Consider the following 26,382-nt stretch of genomic DNA (forward strand, 5'->3'; position numbering starts at 1 on the left):
CGCTGGCCGGCAGCGACGCGATGCCGATATTTCCGCATGCGGCCGCGATGATCGCCACAAAGGCGCGTATTTTGACCGCCACTTAACAACCGATCCGGATTGACGTGATGCATTTCGCATCGTCACCTCCGGTCGGTATGCTGTGCCGCATGCAGCCAACGAAATACGCCCTGCCGCTGATGGTCCTCTCGCTTTGCGCCACTTCCGTGGCCCATGCGCGCGGCACCATCGACAAGGTGGACATCAAGGGATTGGACAAGGGCGACGACGCCGCGATCATCGAGAACATCCAGGAATCGCTGTCGTTGTTCGACACGATCGGCAAGGAGCAGGGCGAGTCGCGCCTGGAATACCTGCTGTCACAGGCCGAGCGGCAGACCCGTCAGGCGCTGGAACCGTTCGGGTACTACAACCCAGTGATCAAGGTCGAGGCGCCACGCCAGGACGAGCACGTCACCGTGCTGATCCATGTCGACAAGGGCCAGCCGGTGCTGGTGCGCCGCGAGCATATCGACATCACCGGTCCGGCGATGTACGACCAGTACCTGCAGGACGACCTGGCCGCGTTCAAGCCGCGCAAGGGCCAGCGCTTCGAACACACCCAGTACGAAGCCAGCAAGATCACCGTGACCCGGCGCCTGGCCGAGCGCGGCTACTTCGACGCCGACTACACCCAGCGCCAGGTGCAGATCACCCGCGCGGACAACGCTGCCGACATCGACCTGACCTGGGACAGCGGCCGCCGCTACAACATGGGCCCGGTGACCTTCGAGCAGAACTACTTCGACGACAAGCTGTTCGACCCGCTGGTTTACTGGGACCAGGGCAGCTACTTCCACGAAGGCAAGCTGGACCGCCTGCGCGAGTCGCTGACCAAGCTCGATTACTTCAGCGTGATCGACATCCAGCCGCGCCCGGACCAGGCCGATGAAAACGGCGAGGTGCCAGTCGATGTGAAGCTGACGCGGGCCAAGCGCAGCATCTATTCCTACGGCCTGAGTTACGGCAGCGAAAGTGGCGCCGGTGTGCGTGGTGGCCTTGAACGGCGCTACCTGAACAGCCGCGGCCACAAGATGAACACCCAGCTGGACTATGCGCAGAAGCGCAAGAGCCTGATCACCAGCTACCGCATTCCCGCATTCAACTGGCTGGATGGCTGGTATACCTTCGCCGCCAGTGCCTACGACGAGCAGACCGACTACATCGATCTGCGCAACTTCAAGCTGATCGCCAGCCGCAGCGGCGAGATCAACGAGAACTGGACCGCCATCGCCTCGATCAACGCGCTGCGCGAGCGCTGGCGCTATGCCTCGGGCACCGAGTTCACCGATGCGGTCTACAACACGTCCACGCTGGTCTACCCGCAGATCGTGGCCGACTACGTGAAGGTGGACGATGAGCTGTTCCCGCGCAGCGGCATCAGTGGCACCGCGACGGTGCGTGCCGGCGTCGAAGGCGTCGGATCGGACACCAGCTTCGTGCAGGCCAATGCCGTGCTGCGCTGGTACATCCCGGTGGGGCCGACCAATCGCCTGATCCTGCGCGGCGAAGGCGGCACCACCTGGACCAGCGACCTGGTGGCGATGCCGCCCAGCCTGCGCTACTTCGCCGGTGGCGACCGCAGCATCCGCGGTTATGCCTACCGTGAGGTCGGCCCGCGCACGCCGAAGCCGGACAAGTACGCGCTTGGTGCCAAGCACCTGGTGGTCGGCTCGGCCGAGTACGAGCATTACTTCAATGGCGGTCCGTGGGGTGCAGCGGTGTTCGTCGACACCGGCAGCGCCTTCGATACCAACATCGACCTGCACACCGGCGTCGGCTTCGGCGTGCGCTGGAAATCGCCGGTGGGCCCGGTGCGGGTCGATATCGCTCACGGTCTGAACAACCCTGATTCGCAGTTCCAGCTGTACCTCAACATCGGAGCGGACCTGTGAGCACGCCCGCACCGACTCCGTCGCCGAACACGCCGCCGCGGCGCGTGCGCTTCTACCGTCGTCGCCGCTTCTGGGCATGGTCCGGCGCGGGCGTGGTCGGCCTGGTGCTGGTCGCCCTGTTGGCCGTGTACTGGCTGCTGCAGACGGTGGCCGGCCGCGATGTGCTGCTGGCGCAGGTGGTGGCGCGCCTGCCGGTGGGTGCCAGCTTTACCTGGGACAAGGTCGATGGCCCGGTGGCCGGACCGCTGACCCTGTACAACGTCGACTTCCGCTACGACGACATCCATTTCCACGCCGAGCGCGCGCACCTGGAGCCGGACCTGCGCCCGCTGCTGGGCCGCAAGCTGCTGCTGGACAAGCTGGAGCTGACCAACGCTACGCTCAATCTGGCCAAGAGCGATGAGCCGTTCAAGCTGCCGTCGTGGCCCGATTCGCTGCCGCAGATCGAAATGCCGCTGGCGATCCAGGCCGATGTGATCGCCATCGACAGTTTCCGCATCAGCCAGGCCAACGAGCCGGTGATCGACATCAGCCGCGTGCGCGGTGGCATCGAGATCGCCAATGGCGAGTTCCAGGCGCGCAAGCTGGTGGTGGACAGCGACATGGGCAATTTCACTGCCCAGGGCCGCTACATCCCGGCCAAGGACTACGACACCGACGTCACCGTCACTGCGGTGCTGCCGGCACCGCGCGGGCGTACCGCGGCCACGGTCGGCCTGGTCGCGCGCGGTGACCTGGCGCATATGGAAGTGGCGCTGGCCGGCCGCGCACCGAAGCCGCTGCACGCGATGCTGGTGTTCGATGGCCGCACCGATCCGACCTGGAACGCGACTGTACGCAGCGACGAGCTGGACCTGGCGCTGTTGTCGCCGGCATTGGCCAGCTCGGCCATCGCGCCGCTGGCATTGGACTTCACCGCCTCCGGCAAGGGCGGCAACGCCAACCTGCATGGCCGGGTGAAGCAGGGTGAGCAGGAACTGGAGCTGGCGCCCTCGGTGGTTTCGCTGCAGGACCAGGTGCTGAAGGTCTCGCCGCTGGTGGTCAAGGGCCTGGGCGGCGAAGCACGCCTGGAAGGTACCGCCGATTTCAGCCAGGAAGACCAGCAGAAGCTGAACTTCTCGGTGATCGCGCAGGACCTGACCTGGGTGCCGGCACCGGACCCGAACACCGCCGGCAGTTCGCCGGTGCCGGTGACGCTGAAGGAAGCGCGCTTTGGACTGGCCGGTACCTTGAAGGCGTGGGCGGCGATCGGCCGTGCCGATGTCGAGCGCGAAAAGCAGAAGGCGCAGCTGCGCTTCGATGTGCGTGGCAACGATCAGGCTGCGGAGATCCGCGAACTGCAGGCGCAGACCCCGGGTGGCCAGCTGCAGGTGGAAGGCAAGGTGGCCTGGGCACCGCAGCTGGACTGGGATGCCAAGGCCACGCTGAAGGATTTCGACCCGGGCTACTTCGCACCGGGCTGGGATGGCCGTCTGTCCGGCAATCTCGCGTCCAAGGGACGCCAGCTGCCGCCGCCGGCCAATGCGCCGCCGGGCACTGCGGGCACGCTGGAGGCCACGGTGGACCTGCCGTCGCTGAAGGGCATTCTGCGCCAGCGCAATGTGGATGCCCAAGGCAAGTTCGCCCTGCAGGGTGAACAGGGCCAGGGTGAATTGAAACTGGCCGTCGGCAGCAGCCGGGTGACCGCCTCGGGCAAGGTCGGCGACCGCCTGGACATCGATGCGCGCTTCGAGCCGCTGCAGCTGAGCGATCTGCTGCCCGGCGCCGATGGTGGCCTGCGTGGCCAGGTGCAGGTGAAAGGCCCGCGCGATGCACCGGACATCACTGCAGATCTGGTCGGCAACAATCTCAACTGGGACGGCTATGGCGCTGAAAGCCTGAGCATCAAGGGCCGCCTGCCGTGGCGTGGCGACAGTGGCACGCTGGCGATACAGGGCCAGCAGGTCAATGCCGGCATGCTGCTGGAACGCTTGAACATCGATGCGCAGGGCAGTGTCTCCAACCTGCGCCTGGCCGCACAGACCCGCAACGAACTGGGGGCGATCGAGCTGCAGGGCAGCGTTCGCCAGCAAGGTGAACAATGGCGTGGCGAACTGGCCACGCTGCGCATCGCACCGGTGAAGGGCGATGCGTGGGCACTGCGTGCGCCCGCGGCATTCGCCATCAACGGCAGCAACTACACGCTGGGCGAAACCTGCCTGGGCGCTGCGACCGGTGGCGCCCTGTGCGCACATGCCAACTGGCCGCGCGAAGGCCTGGTGGTGCGCGGCGATGCGTTGCCGCTGGCGCTGGTGCAGCCGTGGTTGCCGCCACAGTCCGGCCGACGCATCTACCTGCGTGGCGAACTCAACCTGGACGCGCAGATCCGGCCGCGTGGCAACGCGTGGGAAGGGCACGTGGAAGTGCGCTCGGCCGAAGGCGGCGTACGCCTGGGCGAGAACCGCAACACCGGCGTCGGCGATGCCAACCGTGGCGAGCTGGTGCGCTATGACCAGTTCTCGCTGAAGCTGGACATGACCCCGGCCAGCATCAAGGGCTACCTGGGCATGGGCTTCCAGGGCAACGGCTTCGTCGATGCGAAGATGCAGACCGGTTGGGAGCCGAGTGCGCCGCTCAACGGCGAGCTCTACCTCAACATGTCGCGCCTGTACTGGCTGGAACTGTTCTCGCCGGATGTGGTGCGCCCGACCGGCCTGATCGAAGGCCACGTGAGCCTGCGTGGCACGCGCGGCCAGCCGTCGCTGGGCGGTGATGCGCAGCTGAGCAACTTCAAGGGCGAGTTCCCGGCGCTGGGCCTGACCTTCGACCAGGGCAAGGGCAGCTTCGTCGCCCAGCCCGACGGGTCGGCCAAGATCACCGCACAGGCCAATTCGGGCAAGGGCACGCTGTATGTCGACGGCGGCCTGTCCTGGTTCGGCGATGCACAGCCGCTGCAGCTGAAGATCCACGGCGAGAATGTGCTGCTGTCCAATACCAGCGAGCTGCGCATCATCGCCAATCCCAACCTGGACTTCACCCTGGCCAAGGCCGCGATGGAGCTGCGCGGAACGGTGCACGTGCCCGAGGCCGACATCGATCTGGAGCGCCTGGACCGTGGCACCTCGGTGTCCGAGGACGTGGTGGTGCTGGACCCGGCCGATCCGGAAGAGTCGCGCACCTCGCCGCTGGATATGGAGCTGGCCGTCAGCCTGGGCGACAAGGTCAAGATGAGCGGTTTCGGCCTGAAGGGCGCGCTGACCGGCAAGATGCAGGTCTGGGCCAAGCCCGGCCGCGAGATGACCGCCAACGGTGGCCTGGAAGTCAGTGGCCGCTACAAGGCCTATGGCCAGGACCTGACCATCACCCGCGGCAACCTCAACTGGAACTACAACGCGGTGTCCGACCCGCGCATCAATATCCGCGCCGAGCGCCGGATCGGTGATGTCACCGCCGGCATCGACGTGACCGGGCGCGCGCAGCAACCGCGCGCCGATGTCTGGTCCGATCCGGCGATGTCGCAGTCCGAAGCACTGGGTTACCTGGTGCTGGGGCGCAGCCTGACCGGTGCCAGCAGCGACCAGACCCAGCAGGTGAACGCCGCATCGGCCGCGCTGTCGGCGGGCAGCGGGCTGCTGGCTTCGCAGCTGGGTGCCAAGCTGGGCCTGGACGATGCCGGCGTCAGCCAGTCGCGCGCGCTGGGCGGCTCGGTGATCGGTGTGGGCAAGTACATTTCGCCCAAGCTGTACGTGGGCTACGGCGTATCGCTGGTCGGTGCCGGTTCGGTGATCACGCTGAAGTACCTGCTGCGCCGCGGCTTCGACGTGGAAGTGGAATCGAGCACGGTGGAAAACCGTGGCTCGTTGAACTGGCGGCGGGAGAAGTAGAGCCACGCCATGCGTGGCTGCGGTGGCGCCGAGCCCGGCGCTGCCGTAATCCACGGTTGGGCCAGCGCGGACGGCCGCACTGGACATGCAGGCTTTTCATCCAGCAGGCCTGCACCAGTGCCTGCGCGATCATAGCGACTGCGTCCACCAGCCCCGGTCTTGGTGCGTCCTGCCTCATCGGAGCGAAGCGTTGCAAGAAGCACTGGTGGATGATGCCGAGTACAGTGCCGCTGTCGATCAATCGCTCACGTACTGGCGGGTGCCTGCAATACCAAGCGATCTCCCCTTGTATCGCTGGGGCTGGTGATAGAAGCCCTGTGGGCTATCGCCAAGGCGCCCAGCAGAGTGCACGCCAACAGCAGCGCCACGACAACACGCTGCCACAGGGGCAGTCGGCGGCGCGGCGCTGAATGCAGCCGATTACCGGCCGCTGCCGCCCAGAACAGGACTTGCTTGCGCTGCAACGGCGGCGGCGGAACCACGAACCACATGATCGGCTCGCCGACCAGGTAGTGCAGAGTGTCGCGCATCTCGCGTCGCGTGTGCGCTGACCGCGCCTGCCACCGTGCACGTAGTGGTCGCCAGCGCCCACTCAACCGAGCCACGCGCCCGCGGGCCTGTGCTACGGAAACCGGTGCATCATCGCGATGCATGTAGCGCGCAAGAGCAACCTCGTTACCTCGCAACAGCAACCAGCGCACGTGCATGCTGTGGCCAAGGGCGGCCATGTCGTAGCACTCGCGGATATTGCCCCGGTCATACCACTGGAAGCGGTCGGCCAGCTGCTCGAAGTTCGCCTGCGGAAACGGCGTGGTGCCATTCATCAGCCGCTGCCAGGTTGCCAGCTTCACTGCGCTGGCATCCGCGGGTGCCTGCAGTTCCGGGGACTGCTGCAGCCAGGCTGCGAAATCTGCCGGATCGTGCTGCTGCCCGTGGCGGACGATGCGGTCGGCAAGCGCTTCGGCGGCAGATGGCCCCGTCACTGCGGCTTCATCATTCATGCGTCGTGATTTCCTTGCGGCTTGCCACGCAGTATTTCCGCTGCCGAGCTGTGCGTAGCGGGCCTGTTCACAGAACTGCCCCATCGGCGCGTTTCACGCCGATCAGCGAATGCGTGGTGCCCAGATCGATTCCTGCGATCATCGGTCCTTCCCTGGTATCCGTGCCTGATTCTAGCCAGCATCGGTGCCCCCAACCATCGGCCGTTGCCCCATCCGGCCCCAGCAGCTATGGTCCCGGGCTGTTCTGTCGTACCGGATTGCCTCATGTCGCCACGCAAAGCCCTCCCCACCGCCCTGGCCCTGGGCCTGACCGTCGCCGCTGGCGCCCATGCCGACGAAGGCATGTGGATGCCGACCCAGCTGCCGGAGCTGGCCAAGCCGCTGCAGGCGGCTGGCTTCAAGGGCAACCCGGCCGATCTGGCCAACGTGACCGCGCCGCCGCTGAGTGCGGTCGTGCGTGCCGGCGGTGGCACCGGCTCGTTCGTGTCGGCCGATGGCCTGCTGCTGACCAACCACCACGTGGCAATGGGCGTGATCCAGTACAACAGCTCGCCCGAGCACAACTTCATCAACGATGGCTTCATCGCCAAGGGTCGCGCCGACGAGCGTCCGGCCAATCCGGACTTCCGCGTGCTGGTGACCGTCGGCTTCGACAAGGTGACCGACCAGGTGCTGGCACAGGCCAAGGGCAAGACCGGCCGCGCGTACTTCGACGCGGTGGATGCAGCCAGCAAGCAGATCGTGGCCGAGTGCGAGAAGGACGGCAGCGTGCGCTGCTCGGTGGCCAACATGTATTACGGCACCGACTTCTACCGCATCGCCCAGCTTGAGCTGAGCGATGTGCGCCTGGTCTATGCGCCGCCGCGCGCGATCGGCAACTACGGCGATGAGATCGACAACTTCATGTGGCCGCGCCACACCGGCGACTTCACCCTGCTGCGTGCCTACGTGGGCAAGGACGGCAAGCCGGCCGCCTACAGCAAGGACAACGTGCCCTACCAGGCACCGGCGCACCTGCAGATGTCGGTGGAAGGCCCGAAGGAGGGCGACTACGCGATGCTGGCCGGTTACCCGGGCATCACCTACCGCCATCGCACCGCCGCCGAGTTCGCTGGCCAGATCGATACCGTGCTGCCGCGCCGGGTGTCGGTGTTCCAGCAGATGATCGACACCATCGAAGCGGCCAGTGCCAAGGATGCGCAGGCACGTACCCGTTATGCCTCGCAGCTGCAGTCGCTGAAGAACAACCGCAAGCGTGCTGCCGGTGAGCTGGAAGGGCTGCTGCGCAGCGATGCCAAGGCCCAGCGTGCGGCCGACGAGCAGGCGATGCTGGCCGCCACCGACCGCAAGTACCAGGGCGACATCAAGGCGCTGCTGGCCAACCTGTCGCAGGGCGCGGCGGTGGGCGAGCGCGACCTGCTGCTGGAACAGATGGCCAGCCAGAGCCAGCTGCTGCGCTCGGCGTTGCTGCTGGAACGCCTGCGCATTGAATCGGCCAAGCCGGATGCGCAGCGCGAGACCGGCTACCAGCAGCGCGACCAGGCGATGATCGAGGGCGTGCTGAAGCAGGTGCAGCGCCGCTATGCACCCGAGGTCGAGAAGGCGCTGCTGACCACCCTGTTGACGCGCTACCAGCAGCTGCCGGATGCGCAGCGCGTGGCCGAGTTCGACACGGCCTTCGGCCGTACCCCGGCACAGCTGGCGCAGGCGCTGGACACGCTGTATGCCGGCACCCAGCTGGGTGACGAAGCGCAGCGCCTGTCCCGCTTCGCCGCTGCCCGCGAAGGCAAGGCGCTGGCCGCCGATCCGCTGATTGCCGTGGCCGGCCCGCTGGTGGCCGCGCAGCTGCGCATCGAAAACGAGAGCAAGACCCGCGAAGGCGAACAGCTGCGCCTGCGCCCGGCCTACATGCAGGCCTTGTTCGCCTGGCGTGCCAAGCAGGGCCGTGCGGTGTACCCGGATGCCAACCGCACCCTGCGCATCAGCTACGGCAAGGTGGAAGCGCTGCACCCGCGTGATGGCGTGACCTATTCGCCGGTGACCACCGTGGCCGGCATCGTCGAAAAGAACACCAACGCCTATCCGTTCGATGCCCCCAAGCCGCTGCTGGCCGCGATTGCCAAGGGCGACTTCGGCAGCACCGCCGACCCCGCGCTGAAGACCCAGACGGTCAACTTCCTGACCAACCTGGACACCACCGGCGGCAACTCCGGCTCGCCGGTGCTCAACGCCAAGGGCGAACTGATCGGCCTGAACTTCGACAGCAACTGGGAGTCGGTCAGTGCCAGCTGGTGGTTCGACCCCCGCTACAAGCGCGCCGTGCACGTGGACATGCGCTACCTGCGCTGGCTGCTGGCCAAGGTCTACCCGGCACCTGAACTGCTGAAGGAAATGGGCGTTCCGGCGGAATAACGCCGGTTCCCGGTAGGCGCCCACGATCTCCCGGCAGGTGCCCACCGTCTTCCGGTAGGTCCCCACTGTCTTCCGGCAGGTGCCCACCGTTTCCTGGTAGGTGCCCACCTTTCCCTCTGGTGGGTGCCCACCGTTGGTGGGCACGGACGCCTCTGCCACGACCAACGGTCATGACCCACCTTTGCGCCCCCCCGTCGTGACCTACCATCACGATCAACGGTCGTGATCTACTGGCCCCTCCTCCGACGGAAACACGCGCTTGGTCTCCAGCTGGATCCTGCTGCTGGTCTCGGTTGCCTACGCTGCGCTGCTGTTCGGCGTGGCGTGGTGGGGCGACCGTCGGCCGATGTACCCGGACCGGCCGTGGCTGCGGCCGGTCGTCTACAGCCTGGCGCTGGCGGTGTACTGCTCGTCGTGGACCTTCTACGGCGCAGTCGGTACCGCCGTGCGCAATGGTGTGGGCTACCTGCCGATCTACATCGGCCCGTTGCTGCTGCTGCTGTTCGGCTGGCGCATCATCGAGCGTCTGGCGCTGATCGCGCGCAGCCAGAACGTGGTCTCCATCGCTGATTTCATTTCCTCGCGCTTCGGCCGCTCGCGGCGGCTGGCGGCGCTGGTGGCGATCATCGCGCTGATCGGCATCATTCCCTACCTCGCCCTGCAGTACAAAGCGGTGGCGATGAGCCTGCAGGTACTGACCGGCAACACCGGCCCGACCGGGTTCTTCAGCGATCCGGCCCTGTACGTGGCGTTGCTGATGGCGCTGTTCGCCACCCTGTTCGGTACCCGCCAGGTGGACGCCACCGAACACCACCACGGCATGATGCTGGCCATCGCGCTGGAGTCGGTGATCAAGCTGGTGGCGATGGTGGCGGTGGGCGTGTTCGCCTATGTCTGGCTCAGCGACCGCAACGAGGCGGTGGTGGAGTCGGTGCATACGCTGTTCACCGGGCTTCCGCCGGTGGGGTTCATTTCGCAGACGCTGCTCAGTTTCCTGGCCATCATCTGCCTGCCGCGCCAGTTCCATGTGGCGGTGGTGGAGTGCGGGGATGTGCGCGACGTGCGCCGCGCGCGCTGGATGTTCGGCGGCTACCTGGTGCTGATCTCGGCGATGGTGCTGCCGATCGCCACGGCCGGCATCAGCCTGTTCGGTACCGGAAGCGGCGTGGCCGACGACTCGATGGTGCTGGCGTTGCCGCTGGCCGAGGGCCGCAACGCGCTGGCACTGATCGCCTATATCGGCGGGTTCTCTGCCGCCACCGGCATGGTCATCGTGTCCTCGATCGCGTTGGCGACGATGGTCAGCAACGATCTGGTGATGCCGGTGCTGCTGCGTCGCAGTGGCGACCACCAGGAAGCGGCCGATGTCGCCTCGCGGGTGCTGTGGATCCGCCGGCTGGCGATCCTGCTGCTGGCACTGATGGCCTACAGCTACTACCGCAGCAGCAGCAACGACAGCACGCTGGCCTCGTACGGACTGATGGCGTTCGCCGCGGTGGCGCAGTTCGCGCCGGGCCTGATCGGTGGCCTGTACTGGCGCGGCGCCAGCCGTCGTGGCGTCGAGACCGGCATGCTGCTCGGCTTCGCCACCTGGCTGTACACCCTGCTGCTGCCGGCGATGACCATGGCCGGCTGGATGGATGCAGGCTGGGTGCAGCATGGTCCGTTCGGCATCGATTGGCTGCGGCCGCAACAGCTGTTCGGCATGACCGGCTGGGACCCGCTGACCCATGGCACGTTCTGGTCGCTGCTGGTCAACGCGGCGACGATGATGCTGGTATCGGCGCGTTGGCGTCCGGGCGTGGATGAGCGCCTGCGCGCTGCGCCCTTCCTCGATCCCTATGCCGAGCGGCCTTCAGTGGCCGGTGGTTGGCCGGGCCACGTGCACGTGGGCGACCTGCTGGCACTGGCCTCGCGCGTGGTCGGCGAGCGCCATGCGCGGCGCTCGTTCTTCGAACAGGCGCAGTCGCTGGGGCGCGAGCTGCAGTCCTCGGCACCGGCGGACCGGCCGTGGGTGCAGTTCACCGAGCGCCTGCTGGCCGCATCGATCGGGGCGGCGTCCGCGCGCCTGCTGCTGACCAGCCTGCTGCGTGGCTCCGGCATGGACCTGGGCGAAGTGGTGGCGGTGCTGGACGAAGCCGGGCAGGAACTGCGCTTCAACCGCGAGATCCTGTCGACCACCCTGGAAAACATCAGCGCCGGCGTCAGCGTGGTCGACCCGGACATGCGCCTGACCGCGTGGAACCGGCGCTACCAGGACATGTTCGGCTATCCCGACGGCATGCTCTACGTGGGCCGCCCGGTGGCGGATCTGATCCGCTACAACGCCGAGCGTGGCGAGCTGGGCGAGGGCGACATCGAAGTGCAGATCAACCGCCGCATCGGCTATATGCGCGCCGGTTCGCCGCACGTGTTCGAGCGCACCCGCAGCGATGGCAAGGTGATCGAAATGCGTGGCCAGGCACTGCCCGGCGGCGGTTACGTCACCAGCTACAACGACATCACCGACTACAAGCACGCCGAACGGGCGCTGCTGGAAGCCAACGAAACACTGGAACAGCGCGTGGCCGAGCGCTCGCATGTTGCGGAAGTCGCACAGCAATCGAAGACCCGCTTCCTGGCGGCGATCAGCCATGACGTGCTGCAGCCGTTGAATGCGGCGCGACTGTTCGCTTCGGCGCTGCGCGACAGCGACCATGTCAGTGACGAGCAGCGGCACCTGGCCGAACGCGTGGATGCGTCGCTGCGTGCGGCCGAAGAGCTGCTGGATGGGCTGCTGGACGTGTCGCGGCTGGATGCTGGTGGCCTGCATCCGGTGATCGGCGAATTCGATGTCAGTGCGTTGATGCGTGAGCTGGCCGCGCAGTACACGCCGGTTGCGGCCGGGCGTGGGCTGCGGCTGGATCTGTTCGCGCGTACCACCTGGGTGCGCAGTGATCGCCGCCTGCTGCGCCGCGTGCTGCAGAACTTCCTGGCCAATGCGCTGCGCTACACGCGGCAGGGGCGCATCGTGCTTGCCGTGCGCCAGCGCGGCGACGAAGTGGAGCTGCAGGTGTGGGATACCGGCCCCGGCATTCCCGAACACCACATGCGACAGATCTTCGATGAGTTCCACCGCTACCAGCAGCCGTTTGACTGGGGCGAGCAGGGCCTGGGGCTGGGCCTGTCGATCTGCCAGCGCATCTCGCGCCTGCTTGACCATCGCTTGAATGCCCGCAGCCGGGTTGGCAGTGGATCGATGTTCTCGATCATCCTGCCGCAGGTAGCGCCGTTGCCGGGATATACCGAAGCGCTCACCGTGGCGCAGGCCGCACCGCCGATCCGCAGCGATTCGCTGGCCGGCCTGCGCGTGCTGTGCGTGGACAACGACGAGGAGATCCTCGATGGCATGCGCGCGCTGCTGGGGCGCTGGCAGGTGCAGGTGATCACCGCATCGACGGTGGACCAGGCGTTGCAGAAGATCGCCGAGCGTCCGCAGGTGATGCTGGTGGACTACCACCTGCACGATCGCATGGATGGCCTGGATGCACTGGTGGCACTGCGCGAAGCGGCGGGCTATCCATTGCCCGGCGCGCTGCTTACCGCCGATGGCCGCGATGAACTGAAGCGGATGGCACGCGAGCGCGGCTATCGCCTGTTGACCAAGCCGATCAAGCCAGCCTCACTGCGCGCGTTCCTGGGCGCGTTGCGCGACGCCCGGTAGTGCCGGCCGCTGGCCGGCAACCTCGCAATCGCCGGCAGGTTACGCCACGCCGTGCAGGTGTTCGTACAGGATCGTCGCACCGATGATCACCAGGATCACGCCACCGATGATTTCGGCGCGCTTGCCGACCATGCTGCCAAGTGCGCGGCCAAGCATGATGCCGGCGGTGACCATGGTCAGCGTGCACAGGCCGATGACCGCCGCCATCACGCCGATATGCACGTCCATGAAGGCCAGGCCGATGCCCACCGCCATCGCGTCGATGCTGGTGGCGAAACCGGTCAGTGCCAGCTTCCAGAAGCCGTGGTGCTGCGACGGATCTTCATCGTCCTCGCCGCTGTCAGGGCGCAGGCCGTTGTAGATCATGTGGATGCCCAGTGCGCCGAGCAGGCCGAAGGCAATCCAGTGGTCGAAGGCTTCGACGTACTGCAGGGCGGCACGACCGAGCAGCCAGCCGATGATGGGCGTGATCGCCTCGATGACGCCGAAGATGATGCCGGCGCGCAGCGCATCACGGAACACCGGCCTGCGCATGGCGGCACCCTTGCCGATCGCCGCGGCGAAGGCATCGGTGGACATGGCAAAGCCGATCAGGAGGATCGAAACAGGAGACATGAGCGGCAGCAGAAGGTCGGGCAAGGACGGACGCACGGCTCGCGCTCGCGCCCAACCTGACGTTGCGCGCGCGGGCCGCTGGTCTCGCCAACCATCATGGTTGTCCACGCCACGGCGCACTGGCCGAGTATGTTGACGTGGACGATTCCTGCGTAGGAATCCGGCTACTCCCCAAGGGGACGCGAAGCTTAGCACCGCGATCCGCGCGTGGCGCATCTCCCGCGAAACGCGCAGGCACGGCTGGTTTGTATAGCGATGGCTATACCACGGGCGATACGGTAGCGCCGGGCCGTGCCCGGCGAGCGTAGCGGGTAGTGCCGGCCGCTGGCCGGCACGCGCAACGGCGAGAGCGTGCCAAGCAAGCCTGGCACCCGCAAAAGCAGTTTCCGGTAGCGCCGGGCCATGCCCGGCGAGCGCAGCGGCGATACAGGTACGGGCGATTGCCGGCCAGCAGCCGGCACAAACCCTCAGTCTTCTTCCGGCGGCAGCACGATGGCGTCGTCGTCGATCGCCAGCTTGCCGGCCATCAGCACCGCCTGGGTGCGGTTGGTCACGCCCAGCTTGCGCAGGATCGCGGTCACGTGAGCCTTGATCGTCGCTTCGGAGACATTGAGGTCGTAGGCGATCTGCTTGTTCAAGCGGCCCGCACCCAACATCTGCAGCACGCGGAACTGCTGCGGGGTCAGCTCGCGCAGGCGCTGACCGACTTCGCGTTCTTCGCTGCCGGTGGGCGGCACGTTGTGTGCTTCCGGCGGCGCCCAGGTCTCGCCATCGAGGATGGTGCCGAGTGCATGGCCGATGGTGTCCGAATCGGCGGATTTCGGAATGAAACCTAGCGCACCATGGTCGAGTGCACGCCGCATCACCGTGGCTTCTTCGCGTGCGGACACCACCACCACCGGCAGGTGCGGATGCAGCGAGCGCATGTGTACCAGTGCGTTGAAGCCCTGTGCGCCGGGCATGTTGAGATCCATCAGGACCAGGTCGGCGTCGTTGTGCTGGTCGGCCAGCGCATACAGCGCCTCCACGCTGTCGGCCTCGAACAGTTGAACGCCCGGAATGACCCGCTGCACGGCACCCCGCAGGGCTTCGCGGAACAACGGATGGTCATCGGCAATCAGGAGGGTGGTCATGGTCGGGGGGAACCGTGGGGGGAAAGCAGATGGGGTCAGAGCCCTTTCCTTGTGGAAAGGGATCCGACCCCGGGTAGCACATCAACGCACCTTGCGCTCGTCCACCAGCGACGCCACGACTGATGGATCGGCCAGGGTCGAGGTGTCGCCGAGCTGGTCCGGTGCGTTCTCGGCGATCTTGCGCAGGATGCGGCGCATGATCTTGCCCGAACGGGTCTTCGGCAGGCCCGGTGCCCACTGCAGGTGGTCGGGCGTGGCGATCGGCCCGATCTCCTTGCGCACCCAGGCGACCAGCTCCTTCTGCAGCTCATCGCTGGGCGCTTCTTCGGCCACCAGGGTGACGTAGGCATAGATACCCTGGCCCTTCACGTCGTGCGGGAAGCCGACCACGGCGGCTTCGGCCACCTTCGGGTGCGAGACCAGCGCGCTTTCCACTTCGGCGGTGCCGATGCGGTGGCCGGACACGTTGATCACATCGTCCACGCGGCCGGTGATCCAGTAGTAGCCGTCTTCGTCGCGGCGGCAGCCGTCACCGGTGAAGTAGCTGCCCGGGTAAGTGCGGAAGTAGGTGTCGATGAAGCGCTGGTGGTCGCCGTACACCGTGCGCATCTGGCCCGGCCAGGAGTCACGGATGATCAGGTTGCCTTCGGTCGGGCCGTCCTTGATCTCGCCATCGGCATTGACCAGGGCCGGCTGCACGCCGAAGAAGGGCAGGGTGGCCGAACCCGGCTTCAGATCCATCGCACCGGCCAGCGGCGAGATCAGGATGCCGCCGGTCTCGGTCTGCCACCAGGTATCGACGATCGGGCAACGGCTGTCGCCGACCACTTCGTAGTACCAGCGCCAGGCTTCCGGATTGATCGGTTCGCCGACGCTGCCAAGCAGGCGCAGCGAGGCGCGCGAGGTCTTCTTCACCGGCTCCTCGCCTTCGCGCATCAGCGCGCGGATGGCGGTGGGAGCGGTGTAGAAGATCGACACCTTGTGCTTGTCGATCACGTTCCAGAAGCGCGAGGTGTCCGGGTAGTTCGGCACGCCTTCGAACATCAGCGAGGTCGCGCCGTTGGCCAGCGGGCCGTACACGATGTAGCTGTGGCCGGTGACCCAGCCGACGTCGGCGGTGCACCAGTAGATGTCGTCCTCGCGCAGGTCGAACACCGCTTCATGGGTGTACGCCGCGTACAGCAGGTAGCCGGCGGTGGTGTGCAGCACGCCCTTCGGCTTGCCGGTGGAACCGGAGGTGTAGAGGATGAACAGCGGATCCTCGGCGTTCATGGGTTCCGGCTCGCAGCTGGCCGGCTGGCTGTCGACCACATCATGGAACCAGCGGTCGCGCGGGGCCTGCATGTCCACCGCACCGCCGGTGTGGCGCACCACCAGCACGGTTTCCACGGTATTGGTGCCGGGCAGCTTCAGCGCCGCATCGACGTTGGCCTTCAGCGGAATCTTCCGGCCACCGCGCAGGCCTTCGTCGGCGGTGATGATCAGCTTGCTCTGGCAGTCGCTGACACGGTCGGCGATCGAATTCGGGGCGAAGCCACCGAACACCACCGAGTGGATCGCACCGATGCGCGCGCAGGCCAGCATGGCCACGGCAGCGTCGACGATCATCGGCAGGTAGATGGTGACCCGGTCGCCCTTCTTGACACCCAGGTTGCGCAGCGCGTTGCCGAGACGGCAGGTGCGCTCGTACAGCTCGCGATAGGTCACGTGCTGGGCCGGCGCGTCCGGGCTGTCCGGCTCGAACAGCAGGGCCGTCTTGTCGCCGCGCTTTTCCAGCTGGCGGTCCAGGCAGTTCACGCTGGCGTTGAGCTCGCCATCTTCGAACCACTTGATGTGGAAGTCGGACAGGTCGTAGCTGACGTTCTTGATCTTCGTCGGCTTGCGCGACCAGTCCAGCCGCTCGGCAGCCTTGCCCCAGAACGCATCCGGATCGGACACCGAGGCCTGGTACTGCTGTTCATAGGTGTTCTTGTCGATACGCGCCTTGGCGGCGAACTGCGGATCGACAGGGTAGAGATCAGCCATGGCACCCTCACTTGCACGTTGACTTTGTGTGTGCAGCCGCAGCATTGCAGCAGCCGTTCCCCCTCAGTTTGCCCCATCCACCCCCGGTCGCGTCACCACTTCGGTTAGACCTTGGTCGAAAGTCGGGCCCCTGCAGGCCCGGGTTCGACCAATGGCCAATAGCCGGTGCGTGCAAACGCCCCGCAGTCTCGGCTCGACCGTGCCCCACGCGCGGCATCACCTTGCCACTTGGGAGAGAGGGCAACATGAGCCACCGTACGTTGAAAGCCGTGCGCACACCTTTGGCGGCCTGCCTGTTGGTCGCCCTGGTCGCACCGGGCATGGCGTTCGCCGAGACCGCCAAAGAGAAGGCACTGGAGTCACGCGTCGCCGAACTGGAGCGGCAGGTGCAGGCGCTGCTGGCGTCGCAGCAGCAGCAACAGACCCAGATCGTGCAGACCCAGCAGGCGGTCACCGACGTCCGCACGCTGCAGGCCGAACAGAAGCCGGCGGTGCCTGCGGGCAAGCAGCCGATCCAGGTCACCACCATCACCCCCGGCGCGGCGCCGGGCACCACGGTCAAGATCGGCGGTTTCATCAAGGCCGATTTCCTGGCCACCCAGACCAGCGATGGCCAACTGGCCGACGACGCCACCGGCCGCTCGCTGTACCTGCCCGGGCAGACCCCGGTGGAAGGCGCCGGCGGCAGCGGCAAGCGCTCGGACGTGGACTACAACGCCCACGCCAAGTTCTCGCGCTTCAACCTGGGCATCGACAACGTCAGCGAGTCGGGCAACAAGGCCGGCGCGTTCTTCGAGATGGATTTCTTCGGCAACTCGCTGGGCAACCAGACCGCCACCAACACCTATGGCGTGACCCTGCGCCATGCGTACATGTACTGGAACAACTGGATGGCCGGCCAGACCTGGTCGAACTTCATGGATGCGGCGTCGTTGCCGGAAGCGGTCGACTTCGTCGGTCCCACCGATGGCGTGATCTTCGTGCGCCAGGCGCAGGTGCGTTACACCCAGGGTGGCTTCAGCGTCGCGCTGGAGAATCCGGAAACGACCACCCTCACCGGTGCGCGCAATCCGGTCACCGGCGCCTGGACCAATGCCAGCGCCAATTCCGATCGCGGCAGCCTGCCGGACCTGACCCTGCGTTATGGCTGGAAGGGTGACTGGGGTACGTTCGGTGTTGGCGGTATCGTCCGTCAGCTGAAGGTCGACAACCAGGCCACCGGCGCAAAGGCCGACAAGGTGGCCGGTGGCCTGACCCTGGGCGGCAAGTGGGTGATGGGTGACAGCGATTCGCTGCACTACCAGTTCACCGGTGGCGAGGGCATCGCCCGTTACATCGGCCTGGGCATCACCGCCGATTCGGCCTATGACGTGGCCCGTGACGAGCTCAACCCGACCGGTGTGATCGCCGGCTATGTCGGTTGGCGCCATGCGTTCTCGCCGAAGCTGCGCACCAACCTGATCTATGCGCGCAGCGACTACGACAACGACAGCATCCTCGGCCCGCTGGTGACCAAGAGCGTGCAGAGCATCCGCGGCAACATCTTCTACTCGCCGCTGCCCAAGGTCGATGTCGGTGCCGAGCTGATGTACGGCAAGCGCGAGATAGAGAACGGCAACAAGGGCGATATCACCCGTCTGCAGTTCACTACGAAGTACAGCTTCTAAAGGAGTGCCGACCAAGGTCGGCACCTACCAAGAATGAGTGCCGACCAACGGTCGGCACCTACCTAGACTGCGTGCCGACCGAGGTCGGCACCTACAGAGGGAAAGCTTCCCATGTCCACAACACCTGCACCGGCGAAAGCCCAACTAACCCAGGGACACAAGAAGGTCATCTTCGCGTCCAGCCTGGGCACCGTTTTCGAGTGGTACGACTTCTTCCTGTATGGCTCGCTTGCGGCGATCATCGCCAAGCAGTTCTTCAGTGGCGTCAATGAAACCACGGGCATGATCTTCGCCCTGCTGGCCTTCGCGGCCGGCTTCTTCGTGCGCCCGTTCGGTGCGGCCTTCTTCGGCAGCCTCGGCGACCGCATCGGCCGCAAGTACACCTTCCTGGTCACCATCCTGATCATGGGCATCTCGACCTTCCTGGTCGGTGTGCTGCCCAACTACGCCTCGATCGGCTTCGCCGCGCCGGTGATACTGATCATCCTGCGCCTGGCCCAGGGCCTGGCCATGGGCGGCGAGTACGGTGGTGCGGCGACCTACGTGGCCGAACACGCGCCGGACGACAAGCGTGGCCTGTACACCAGCTTCATCCAGTGCACGGCCACCCTCGGCCTGTTCATGTCGCTGCTGATCATCCTGGCCTGCCGCTACTTCCTCGGCAACGAAGCGTTCGAAGCCTGGGGCTGGCGCATTCCGTTCCTGGTCTCGATCGTGCTGCTGGGTGTGTCGGTGTGGATCCGCCTGCAGCTGAGCGAGTCGCCGCTGTTCCAGCAGATGAAGTCGGAGGGCAAGGGTTCCAAGACGCCGTTCCGTGACAGCCTGAAGGGCGGCAACCTGAAGCTGATGCTGCTGGTGCTGCTCGGCGCCGCAGCGGGTCAGGCGGTGGTCTGGTATGGCGGCCAGTTCTACGCGCTGTTCTTCCTCAGCAGCATGCTGAAGGTCGACGCCACCACCTCCTACCTGCTGATCGCCGCCGCGCTGGCGCTGGGCGTGCCGTTCTTCATCTTCTTCGGCTGGCTGTCCGACCGAATCGGCCGCAAGAAGATCATCCTGGCCGGCTGCCTGTTGGCCGCCATCACCTACATCCCGATCTTCAAGGGCCTGACCCACTTCGCCAACCCGGCCATCGAAGAGGCCCGCAGCAGTTCGCCGGCGCTGGTCGTGGCCGACCCGACCACCTGCTCCTTCCAGTTCGATCCGGTGGGCCTGCGCAAGTTCACCAGCTCCTGCGACGTCGCCACCGCCGCGCTCACCAAGGCCGGTGTGCCGTATGACGTGCAGCCGGCCGCTGCCGGTTCGCTGGCGATGGTCAACGTGGGCAGCGCCAGCGTCACCTCGTACGAGGCCGCCGGCCTGACCAAGGAAGAAGGAAAGGCCAAGGCCGATGCATTCGGTGCTGAGCTGAAGACTGCGCTGACCGGTGCCGGCTATCCCGCCAAGGCCGATGGTTCGCGCATCAACTACGCAGGCACGATCCTGATGCTGTGGCTGCTGGTGCTGTACGTGACCATGGTCTACGGCCCGATCGCCGCCTACCTGGTCGAACTGTTCCCGACCCGCATCCGCTACACCTCGATGTCGCTGCCGTACCACATCGGCAACGGCTGGTTCGGTGGCTTCCTGCCGGCGATCTCGTTCGCGCTGGTGGCCGGTACCGGCAACCTGTACTACGGGTTGTGGTACCCGATCATCATCGCGCTGATGTCGGTGGTGATTGGCGGCCTGTTCCTGCGCGAGACGAAGAACGTGGACATCACCAAGTAAGAATGATGTTCATCGAGTGAAGGAGAGGCCGTGGTGCAGACCACGGCCTTTCTGTTTGTGGGGGCGCTTATCCGGCCCGCACCCTGGTAGTGCCGGCCGCTGGCCGGCAACTGCACGATGTCTGCCGGAGATCCATGAGGCTGCCGGCCAGCGGCCGGCACTACCATTACATTGCAGAGCACGCCGTATAGTCGGCCCATGACCACCACCGCCCCAGCCGACCTCCCCGTCATCCTGCACAACCTGCGCAGCGCCTGGCAGGCCCAGCGTCCTTCGCTGGACCAGCGCGAAGCCGACCTGCGTCGCCTGCGCGCGGCGTTGAAGGACCGCATGGACGAAATGGCTGCGGCCATCGCCGAGGACTTCGGCCATCGTGCCCACGTGGAATCAAAGCTGGCCGACGGCATGAGCGTGCTGTCGGCCATCGACCACCTGCGTCGCCACCTGCGGCGCTGGTCGAAGCCGCAGCGGGTGGGCGCCGGCTGGCGACTGTGGCCAGCCCGCGCGCAGCTGCGGCCGATGCCGCTGGGTGTGGTCGGGGTGATCTCGCCGTGGAATTATCCGGTCACGCTGGCGTTGGTGCCGCTGGCCACCGCGATTGCCGCTGGCAACCATGTGCTGTTGAAGCCTTCGGAGCACACCCCGCGCACCAGCGCGTTCCTGGCCGATCTGCTGGCCAGCGTGTTCCCGCCCGATCGTGTGTCGGTGGTGCAGGGTGACGCGGACGTGGCCGCGGCGGTGTCTTCGCTACCGCTGGACCACCTCGTGTTCACCGGTTCCACCGCGGTCGGCCGCAAGGTGATGGCGGCGGCGGCGGAGCATCTGGTGCCGCTGACGCTGGAACTGGGCGGCAAGTCGCCGGCGATCGTCTGCCGCGATTTCCCGCTGGACAAAGCCGCCGCGCGGTTGGCCACCGGCAAGTGGTTCAATGCCGGCCAGACCTGCATCGCGCCGGATTACGTGCTGATCGACAGCGTGCGCCAGCGTGAGTTCGTGCAGGCGCTGCAGCAGCAGGTGCGCGAGCGCTATGGTGATTTCAGCGATGCCGATGATTACACGCGAATCATCAACGAGGGCCAGTACCGGCGCCTGCAGGGCTATCTGGCGCAGGCCCGCGAACGCGGGGTGCCGGTGATTCCGCTGGCGCAGGTGGATGACGCGCGCGCCGATCGCGAGCGGCTGCTGGTGCCGTCCGTGGTGCTGGACCCGCCGGATGACCTGGACCTGATGCGCGATGAGATCTTCGGCCCGATCCTGCCGGTGCGCGCCTATCCGGACCTGGATGCGGCGCTGGCCGACATCGTGGCCCGCGACCGGCCGCTGGCGCTGTATCCCTTCAGCCACGACACGGCCACGGTGGAGCGCATTCTCGGCCAGGTGCTGGCCGGCGGGGTCACGGTCAACGACACCCTGCTGCACTTCGCCGCCGATGGCTTGCCGTTTGGTGGGGTGGGCGCCAGTGGCATGGGGGCGTACCACGGGCGGGCCGGGTTTGATGCGATGAGCAAGCTGTTGCCGGTGCTGTGGCAGTCGCGCTGGGCGGCCAGTGATCGGCTGCGGCCGCCGTATTCGAAGATTGCGGGGTTGTTGAAACTGCTGCTTCGGTGAATCCAGGCAGTGCGTGCACCAGTGGTAGTGCCGTGCGCTGGCCGGCAGGTGCAGGGTCTTGCCGGAAGGGTCATCGGGTTGCCGGCCAGCGGCCGGCACTACCGGTAGGGGCCAACCCGTGCGGCCGGTTCCGGTAGGGGCCAACCTTGGTTGGCGCGCGTGAACCCCAAGCGCCGACCAAGGTCGGCCTCTACGAAGGCAACAGCGGGAAGCAAAGCGCCGACCAAGGTCGGCCTCTACCAAAGCCCACCCGGGTAGAATGCCCGCATGAAAATCGCCTCGTGGAACGTCAATTCGCTCAATGTCCGCCTGCCGCACCTGGAGCAGTGGCTCAAGGACTTCGGCCCGGACATCGTCGGCATCCAGGAAACCAAGCTGGAGGACCACAAGTTCCCGGACTCGGCGCTGGTCGCCGCCGGTTACCGCAGCGTGTTCGCCGGGCAGAAGACCTACAACGGCGTGGCGCTGGTGTCGCGCGAGCCGGCACAGGACGTGCAGATCGGCATTCCCGGCTTCGAGGACGAGCAGAAGCGGGTCATCGCCGGCACCTTCGGCGACCTGCGGGTGATCAACCTGTACGTGGTCAACGGCCAGGACGTGGGCACCGACAAGTACGAGTACAAGCTGCGCTGGCTGGAGGCGGTGCACGCGTGGATCGCCGAAGAACTGCAGCGGCATCCGAAGCTGATCGTGATGGGCGACTTCAACATCGCCCCCGATGCGCGCGACGTGCATGACCCGGAGGTGTGGAACGACAACCACATCCTGACCTCCACTGCCGAGCGCGGCGCACTGAACAAGCTGCTGCAGCTGGGCCTGCACGATGGCTTCCGCCTGCACAACGATGAGGCCGGCACCTTCAGCTGGTGGGACTACCGCGCAGCGGGTTTCCGCCGCAACCTCGGTCTGCGCATCGACCTCACCCTGGTCTCCGATGCGCTGAAGGGCACTGCGGTGGCCTCGGGCATCGACCGCGAGCCGCGCACCTGGGAACGTCCCAGCGATCATGCGCCGGCGTGGGTGGAATTGGGTTGAACGAACGGGGCCCGGCGATTGCCGGGCCCGTTGCGATGCATCTGCCGGCCAGCGGCCGGCACTACCGCCGCGTCAGCGTATGCTCTTGCGGGTGAACAGGTTGACGATGGCCAGAAGAATCACCGCGCCGATCAGCGAGAACAGGAACGTGCGCAGGGTGATCGCTTCATTGATGCCGCCGCCGAACAGCCAGCCGGAAATCAGTGCGCCGACGATGCCCACCACGATGTTGAGGATGATGCCCTGCTGGCCATCGCGCTTCATGATGATGCTTGCCAGCCAGCCGACGATGCCGCCGACGATCAGCCAGATGATGATGCCCATGATCGACTCTCCGGTGGATAACCGCGTCCAGTTGACGCGCAATGCCGTGAACCCGCTGTGCAATCCTGTGACGGGCGCGTGCGGATGAGCCTGCCAGCCACCCTTGAGGGCCCCTGGCGGTTTGGTCCGGTTACCGTCTGGCGCTGCCCGCACGTCCCCGGCCAGCGCGGTGAGCCGCAGGCCCGGCAGGTGCTGGCACAGGCCTTGGGCGGCGAGCCGGATGCGCTGCCGCTGGTGCGCGACGACAAGGGCCGGCCGGAACTGAGCGGCGCGCTCGCCCACTACGGCACCGGCTGGAGCCACAGCGGCGAGGTGCTGCTGGTAGCGCTGGGCGAGGGCGTGCGGCTGGGCGTGGACCTGGAACTGCTGCGCCCGCGCCCGCGCATGCTGGAAATCATCCAGCGCTTCTTCCATCCCGACGAAGTGGCCTGGCTGCAGGGCCTGGACGAGGCCGACCGCGAACATTGGTTCTTCCGCGTCTGGTGTGCCAAGGAAGCGATGCTGAAGGCGCACGGGCAGGGCATTTCCTTCGGCCTGCACCGCCTGCAGCTGGCCCCGGCCGACGATGGCGCCCTGCACCTGCGCTGGTGCGACCCGGAGTTGGGCGAGGCCGCGCGCTGGCACCTGCACGAATGGCAGGCCAGCGGACAATTCCGCGCCGCATTGGCCTGGTATCCGCAGTGAATCGGCGAATCAACGGCGAAAACCGGCGATAATGCCGGCATGAGCGAACACGATCTTCCCGCCGGCGTAGCGAACACGCTGCAGCAGGGCCTGGCCAGCATGGGCCTGGCCGCCGAGCTGGCCCCGCCGCTGCTGCGCTACCTGGCGCTGCTGCACCGCTGGAACGGCACCTACAACCTCACCGCCATCCGCGATCCGCAGGAAATGGTCACCCGCCATCTGCTCGATTCGCTGGCGATGCAGCCGTTCGTGGCCGATGGCAGCCTGGCCGACCTCGGTACCGGCCCCGGGTTGCCGGGCATCCCGCTGGCGATCGCCTGCCCGGGCCTGCAGGTCACCCTGGTGGAAAGCAACGGCAAGAAGGCCCGCTTCATGCGCGAGGCCGTGCGCCAGCTGGGCCTGGGCAATGCCCGCGTGGCCGAATCGCGCGCCGAAGCGCTGGCCGAGCCGGGCAGCTACGACCAGCTGACCGCGCGCGCGATGGACACCCTGGCCGGCATCGTCCGCGTCGGTGGCCACCTGCTGCGCCCCGGCGGCGTGTTGCTGGCCATGAAAGGCGTCTACCCGCATGAGGAGATCGCAGCGCTGCCGGCCGGTTGGCAGGTGCGCGAGGTGGTCGCGCTGAGCGTGCCCGGCCTGGCCGGTGAACGCCATCTGGTCACCGTCACAGGTCCCTGAACCCCGCCGCCCGCCCCTTGTGGAACAAGCGGTTGGCGATCCACGATTTCCGCACGGGCCCGGTTGTACGCATAATGACCGGTCCCAGCACACGTCGACGAGGCACACCCGCATGGCCCGCATCATCGCCATCGCCAACCAGAAGGGTGGCGTCGGCAAGACCACGACCGCCGTCAACCTGGCCGCTTCCCTGGCCAACGCACCCAAGCGCGTGCTGTTGGTCGACCTGGATTCCCAGGGCAACGCGACCATGGGCAGTGGCGTGGACAAGCGCGAGCTGGTCTCCTCCACCTACGACCTGCTGCTGGGCGAGTCCAGCGCCGCCGACGTGCGCGTGCAGACCGCCGAAGGCTACGACCTGCTGCCGGGCAACATCGACCTGACCGCGGCCGAGATCCAGCTGATGGCGCAGAGCGAGCGCGAGCAGCGCCTGAAGCGCGCGCTGGCACCGATCCGCGATGAGTACGACTACATCCTGATCGACTGCCCGCCGGCGCTCTCGCTGCTGACCCTCAACGCACTGGCCGCCGCCGATTCGGTGATCGTGCCGATGCAGTGCGAGTACTACGCACTGGAAGGCCTGAGCGCGCTGGTGGAAACCATCGAAGCGCTGCGTGCCAACCTCAACCCGGCGCTGGAGATCGAAGGCGTGCTGCGCACCATGTTCGACGTGCGCAACAACCTGGCCAATGCCGTGTCGGCCGAGCTCACCGAACACTTCGGCGACCGGGTGTTCCGCACCATCGTGCCGCGCAACGTACGCCTGGCCGAGGCGCCCAGCCATGGCCAGAGCATCGTCGGCTACGATCGTGCTTCGCGCGGCGGCGTGGCCTACCTCGGCCTGGCCGGCGAGATCATCCGTCGCAATAACGAACGCAACAAGGCCACCAAGGCCGTGGAGACCGTCTGATGACCAGCAGCAAGCCTGCAGCCAAGAAGCGAGGCCTCGGCCGCGGCCTGGACGCACTGCTCGGTCCGAAGGGCGCGGTCAGCCAGGTGCAGGCCAGTACGGCGGTGATCGAGCCGCTGCCCGGTGAAGTGCTGCGCAAGCTGCCGGTAGGCCAGCTGCAGCCGGGCAAGTACCAGCCGCGTCGCGAGATGGACCAGGGCAAGCTGTCCGAACTGGCCGACTCGATCAAGTCGCAGGGCGTGATCCAGCCGATCCTGGTGCGCCAGCTGCCGGCAGGCAACTTCGAGATCGTCGCCGGTGAACGTCGCTGGCGCGCCTCGCAGCTGGCCGGCCTGGACGAAGTGCCGGTGGTGGTGCGTGAGCTGGAAGACCGCACCGTCATCGCGATGGCGCTGATCGAGAACATCCAGCGCGAAGACCTCAACCCGCTGGAAGAAGCCGAAGCGCTGCAGCGCCTCATCAGCGAATTCACCCTGACCCATGCCGAGGCCGCCGAGGCCGTCGGCCGCTCGCGCGCGGCGGTGTCCAACCTGCTGCGCCTGCTGGAGCTGCCGATCGCCATCCGCCTGCTGCTGGAAACGCGTCGGCTGGAGATGGGGCACGCCCGCGCGCTGCTGACGCTGGCCCCGGAACTGGCCAGCAAGCTGGCCCAGGAAGCGGCCGACGAAGGCTGGTCGGTGCGCGAGGTCGAGCGCCGCGCGCAGGCGTTTGCCGCCGGCAAGGTGCCGAGCAACCGTCCCCAGCCGGTGGCCAAGGTGCAGCAGGCCGACATCGCCTCGCTGGAAACCGAGCTGTCCGAAGTGCTGGGGACTTCCGTTGCGATCAACCATGGCCGCGGCGGCAAGGGCAAGCTGATCATCCATTACGCCAACCTGGACACGCTCGATGGCGTGCTGGAGCGGCTGCGCACGCGCCAGGGCTGACCCCGGCGCATCTTCATGGGCGCACGGCCTGTTCCTGCCGTGTGCCGTCGATTGCAGGGAACGCACCGCCGCGCGTGCCGGAGGCCGCGTCGTCCACCGC

Annotated in this window: 17 protein-coding genes and 1 riboswitch; of the genes, 12 read left to right on the top strand and 5 right to left on the bottom strand. The window is 66.7% G+C overall.

Annotated features, from left to right (window positions below; all coding sequences use genetic code 11):
* Nucleotides 1–137: 137 nt before the first annotated feature.
* Both AC1DCU_RS05650 and AC1DCU_RS05655 read left to right on the top strand, forming a co-directional pair.
* On the top strand, nt 138–1,934 hold the full coding sequence (locus AC1DCU_RS05650) for an autotransporter assembly complex protein TamA (protein WP_081794577.1): 1,797 nt from the start codon (nt 138–140) through the stop codon (nt 1,932–1,934).
* The gene (locus AC1DCU_RS05655) at nt 1,931–5,797 is read left to right on the top strand and encodes a translocation/assembly module TamB domain-containing protein (RefSeq protein ID WP_354275619.1); all 3,867 of its coding nucleotides are present in this window, start codon (nt 1,931–1,933) and stop codon (nt 5,795–5,797) included. Before AC1DCU_RS05650 ends, AC1DCU_RS05655 begins: the two co-directional genes overlap by 4 nt.
* Nucleotides 5,798–6,042: 245 nt before the next feature.
* Here the strand turns inward: AC1DCU_RS05655 and AC1DCU_RS05660 are convergent, their stop codons facing one another.
* Nucleotides 6,043–6,798 carry a hypothetical protein gene (locus tag AC1DCU_RS05660; protein WP_442251894.1) on the bottom strand — a complete coding sequence of 252 codons (756 nt, stop codon included), beginning with the start codon at nt 6,796–6,798 and terminating at the stop codon, nt 6,043–6,045.
* A gap of 264 nt (nt 6,799–7,062) precedes the next feature.
* On the opposite strand from AC1DCU_RS05660, the gene AC1DCU_RS05665 reads away from it, so the two are divergent.
* Both AC1DCU_RS05665 and AC1DCU_RS05670 read left to right on the top strand, forming a co-directional pair.
* The gene (locus AC1DCU_RS05665; protein WP_442251893.1) at nt 7,063–9,210 is read left to right on the top strand and encodes a S46 family peptidase; all 2,148 of its coding nucleotides are present in this window, start codon (nt 7,063–7,065) and stop codon (nt 9,208–9,210) included.
* Between the two features lie 259 nt (nt 9,211–9,469).
* Nucleotides 9,470–12,913 (top strand): hybrid sensor histidine kinase/response regulator, encoded by a 3,444-nt coding sequence (locus AC1DCU_RS05670; protein ID WP_049465038.1) that lies wholly within the window; start codon nt 9,470–9,472, stop codon nt 12,911–12,913.
* 39 nt (nt 12,914–12,952) lie between these two features.
* Here AC1DCU_RS05670 and AC1DCU_RS05675 read toward each other — a convergent pair whose 3' ends face one another.
* The 3 genes from AC1DCU_RS05675 to acs all read right to left on the bottom strand — a co-directional run bounded on the left by AC1DCU_RS05675 (nt 12,953) and on the right by acs (nt 16,686).
* Entirely contained in the window at nt 12,953–13,528 is a 576-nt protein-coding gene (locus tag AC1DCU_RS05675) for a manganese efflux pump MntP (RefSeq protein WP_032976929.1), read from the bottom strand.
* 89 nt (nt 13,529–13,617) lie between these two features.
* Nucleotides 13,618–13,707, bottom strand: a riboswitch (yybP-ykoY riboswitch).
* A gap of 288 nt (nt 13,708–13,995) precedes the next feature.
* Nucleotides 13,996–14,661, bottom strand: coding sequence for a response regulator transcription factor (locus AC1DCU_RS05680; protein WP_006477308.1), 666 nt, complete (start codon nt 14,659–14,661; stop codon nt 13,996–13,998).
* 81 nt (nt 14,662–14,742) lie between these two features.
* On the bottom strand, nt 14,743–16,686 hold the full coding sequence (gene acs, locus AC1DCU_RS05685) for an acetate--CoA ligase (protein ID WP_025878776.1): 1,944 nt from the start codon (nt 16,684–16,686) through the stop codon (nt 14,743–14,745).
* 245 nt (nt 16,687–16,931) lie between these two features.
* On the opposite strand from acs, the gene AC1DCU_RS05690 reads away from it, so the two are divergent.
* The 4 genes from AC1DCU_RS05690 to xth all read left to right on the top strand — a co-directional run bounded on the left by AC1DCU_RS05690 (nt 16,932) and on the right by xth (nt 22,763).
* Nucleotides 16,932–18,353: a DcaP family trimeric outer membrane transporter gene (locus AC1DCU_RS05690; RefSeq protein WP_442251891.1), complete on the top strand. Its 1,422-nt coding sequence runs from the start codon at nt 16,932–16,934 to the stop codon at nt 18,351–18,353.
* Between the two features lie 111 nt (nt 18,354–18,464).
* Nucleotides 18,465–20,120, top strand: coding sequence for an MFS transporter (locus AC1DCU_RS05695; protein ID WP_025878778.1), 1,656 nt, complete (start codon nt 18,465–18,467; stop codon nt 20,118–20,120).
* A gap of 198 nt (nt 20,121–20,318) precedes the next feature.
* Nucleotides 20,319–21,728 carry a coniferyl aldehyde dehydrogenase gene (locus AC1DCU_RS05700; protein ID WP_442251890.1) on the top strand — a complete coding sequence of 470 codons (1,410 nt, stop codon included), beginning with the start codon at nt 20,319–20,321 and terminating at the stop codon, nt 21,726–21,728.
* A gap of 267 nt (nt 21,729–21,995) precedes the next feature.
* Entirely contained in the window at nt 21,996–22,763 is a 768-nt protein-coding gene (gene xth, locus AC1DCU_RS05705) for an exodeoxyribonuclease III (RefSeq protein ID WP_032976774.1), read from the top strand.
* Between the two features lie 72 nt (nt 22,764–22,835).
* Here xth and AC1DCU_RS05710 read toward each other — a convergent pair whose 3' ends face one another.
* Nucleotides 22,836–23,087, bottom strand: coding sequence for a GlsB/YeaQ/YmgE family stress response membrane protein (locus AC1DCU_RS05710; protein WP_025878785.1), 252 nt, complete (start codon nt 23,085–23,087; stop codon nt 22,836–22,838).
* 84 nt (nt 23,088–23,171) lie between these two features.
* Between AC1DCU_RS05710 and AC1DCU_RS05715 the strand changes: the two genes are divergently transcribed.
* The 4 genes from AC1DCU_RS05715 to AC1DCU_RS05730 all read left to right on the top strand — a co-directional run bounded on the left by AC1DCU_RS05715 (nt 23,172) and on the right by AC1DCU_RS05730 (nt 26,282).
* A complete protein-coding gene (locus AC1DCU_RS05715) occupies nt 23,172–23,771 on the top strand; it encodes a 4'-phosphopantetheinyl transferase family protein (RefSeq protein WP_032976775.1) in 600 nt (199 codons plus the stop codon).
* Nucleotides 23,772–23,810: 39 nt separating this feature from the next.
* Entirely contained in the window at nt 23,811–24,449 is a 639-nt protein-coding gene (gene rsmG / locus AC1DCU_RS05720) for a 16S rRNA (guanine(527)-N(7))-methyltransferase RsmG (protein ID WP_313116459.1), read from the top strand.
* 112 nt (nt 24,450–24,561) lie between these two features.
* The gene (locus AC1DCU_RS05725; protein WP_025878788.1) at nt 24,562–25,359 is read left to right on the top strand and encodes a ParA family protein; all 798 of its coding nucleotides are present in this window, start codon (nt 24,562–24,564) and stop codon (nt 25,357–25,359) included.
* On the top strand, nt 25,359–26,282 hold the full coding sequence (locus AC1DCU_RS05730; protein ID WP_025878789.1) for a ParB/RepB/Spo0J family partition protein: 924 nt from the start codon (nt 25,359–25,361) through the stop codon (nt 26,280–26,282). The genes AC1DCU_RS05725 and AC1DCU_RS05730 overlap by 1 nt, the downstream gene beginning before the upstream one ends.
* Nucleotides 26,283–26,382: the final 100 nt, after the last annotated feature.

Source organism: Stenotrophomonas sp. 10L48 (assembly GCF_056395105.1).

What these genes read in the sequence shown, in the direction of transcription:
- AC1DCU_RS05650 (WP_081794577.1), top strand. Translation starts at nt 138, where the DNA reads ATGCTGTGCCGCATGCAGCCAACGAAATACGCCCTGCCGCTGATGGTC.
- AC1DCU_RS05660 (WP_442251894.1), bottom strand. Translation starts at nt 6,798, where the DNA reads ATGAATGATGAAGCCGCAGTGACGGGGCCATCTGCCGCCGAAGCGCTT.
- AC1DCU_RS05665 (WP_442251893.1), top strand. Translation starts at nt 7,063, where the DNA reads ATGTCGCCACGCAAAGCCCTCCCCACCGCCCTGGCCCTGGGCCTGACC.
- AC1DCU_RS05675 (WP_032976929.1), bottom strand. Translation starts at nt 13,528, where the DNA reads ATGTCTCCTGTTTCGATCCTCCTGATCGGCTTTGCCATGTCCACCGAT.
- AC1DCU_RS05680 (WP_006477308.1), bottom strand. Translation starts at nt 14,661, where the DNA reads ATGACCACCCTCCTGATTGCCGATGACCATCCGTTGTTCCGCGAAGCC.
- acs (WP_025878776.1), bottom strand. Translation starts at nt 16,686, where the DNA reads ATGGCTGATCTCTACCCTGTCGATCCGCAGTTCGCCGCCAAGGCGCGT.
- AC1DCU_RS05690 (WP_442251891.1), top strand. Translation starts at nt 16,932, where the DNA reads ATGAGCCACCGTACGTTGAAAGCCGTGCGCACACCTTTGGCGGCCTGC.
- AC1DCU_RS05695 (WP_025878778.1), top strand. Translation starts at nt 18,465, where the DNA reads ATGTCCACAACACCTGCACCGGCGAAAGCCCAACTAACCCAGGGACAC.
- AC1DCU_RS05700 (WP_442251890.1), top strand. Translation starts at nt 20,319, where the DNA reads ATGACCACCACCGCCCCAGCCGACCTCCCCGTCATCCTGCACAACCTG.
- xth (WP_032976774.1), top strand. Translation starts at nt 21,996, where the DNA reads ATGAAAATCGCCTCGTGGAACGTCAATTCGCTCAATGTCCGCCTGCCG.
- AC1DCU_RS05710 (WP_025878785.1), bottom strand. Translation starts at nt 23,087, where the DNA reads ATGGGCATCATCATCTGGCTGATCGTCGGCGGCATCGTCGGCTGGCTG.
- AC1DCU_RS05715 (WP_032976775.1), top strand. Translation starts at nt 23,172, where the DNA reads ATGAGCCTGCCAGCCACCCTTGAGGGCCCCTGGCGGTTTGGTCCGGTT.
- rsmG (WP_313116459.1), top strand. Translation starts at nt 23,811, where the DNA reads ATGAGCGAACACGATCTTCCCGCCGGCGTAGCGAACACGCTGCAGCAG.
- AC1DCU_RS05725 (WP_025878788.1), top strand. Translation starts at nt 24,562, where the DNA reads ATGGCCCGCATCATCGCCATCGCCAACCAGAAGGGTGGCGTCGGCAAG.
- AC1DCU_RS05730 (WP_025878789.1), top strand. Translation starts at nt 25,359, where the DNA reads ATGACCAGCAGCAAGCCTGCAGCCAAGAAGCGAGGCCTCGGCCGCGGC.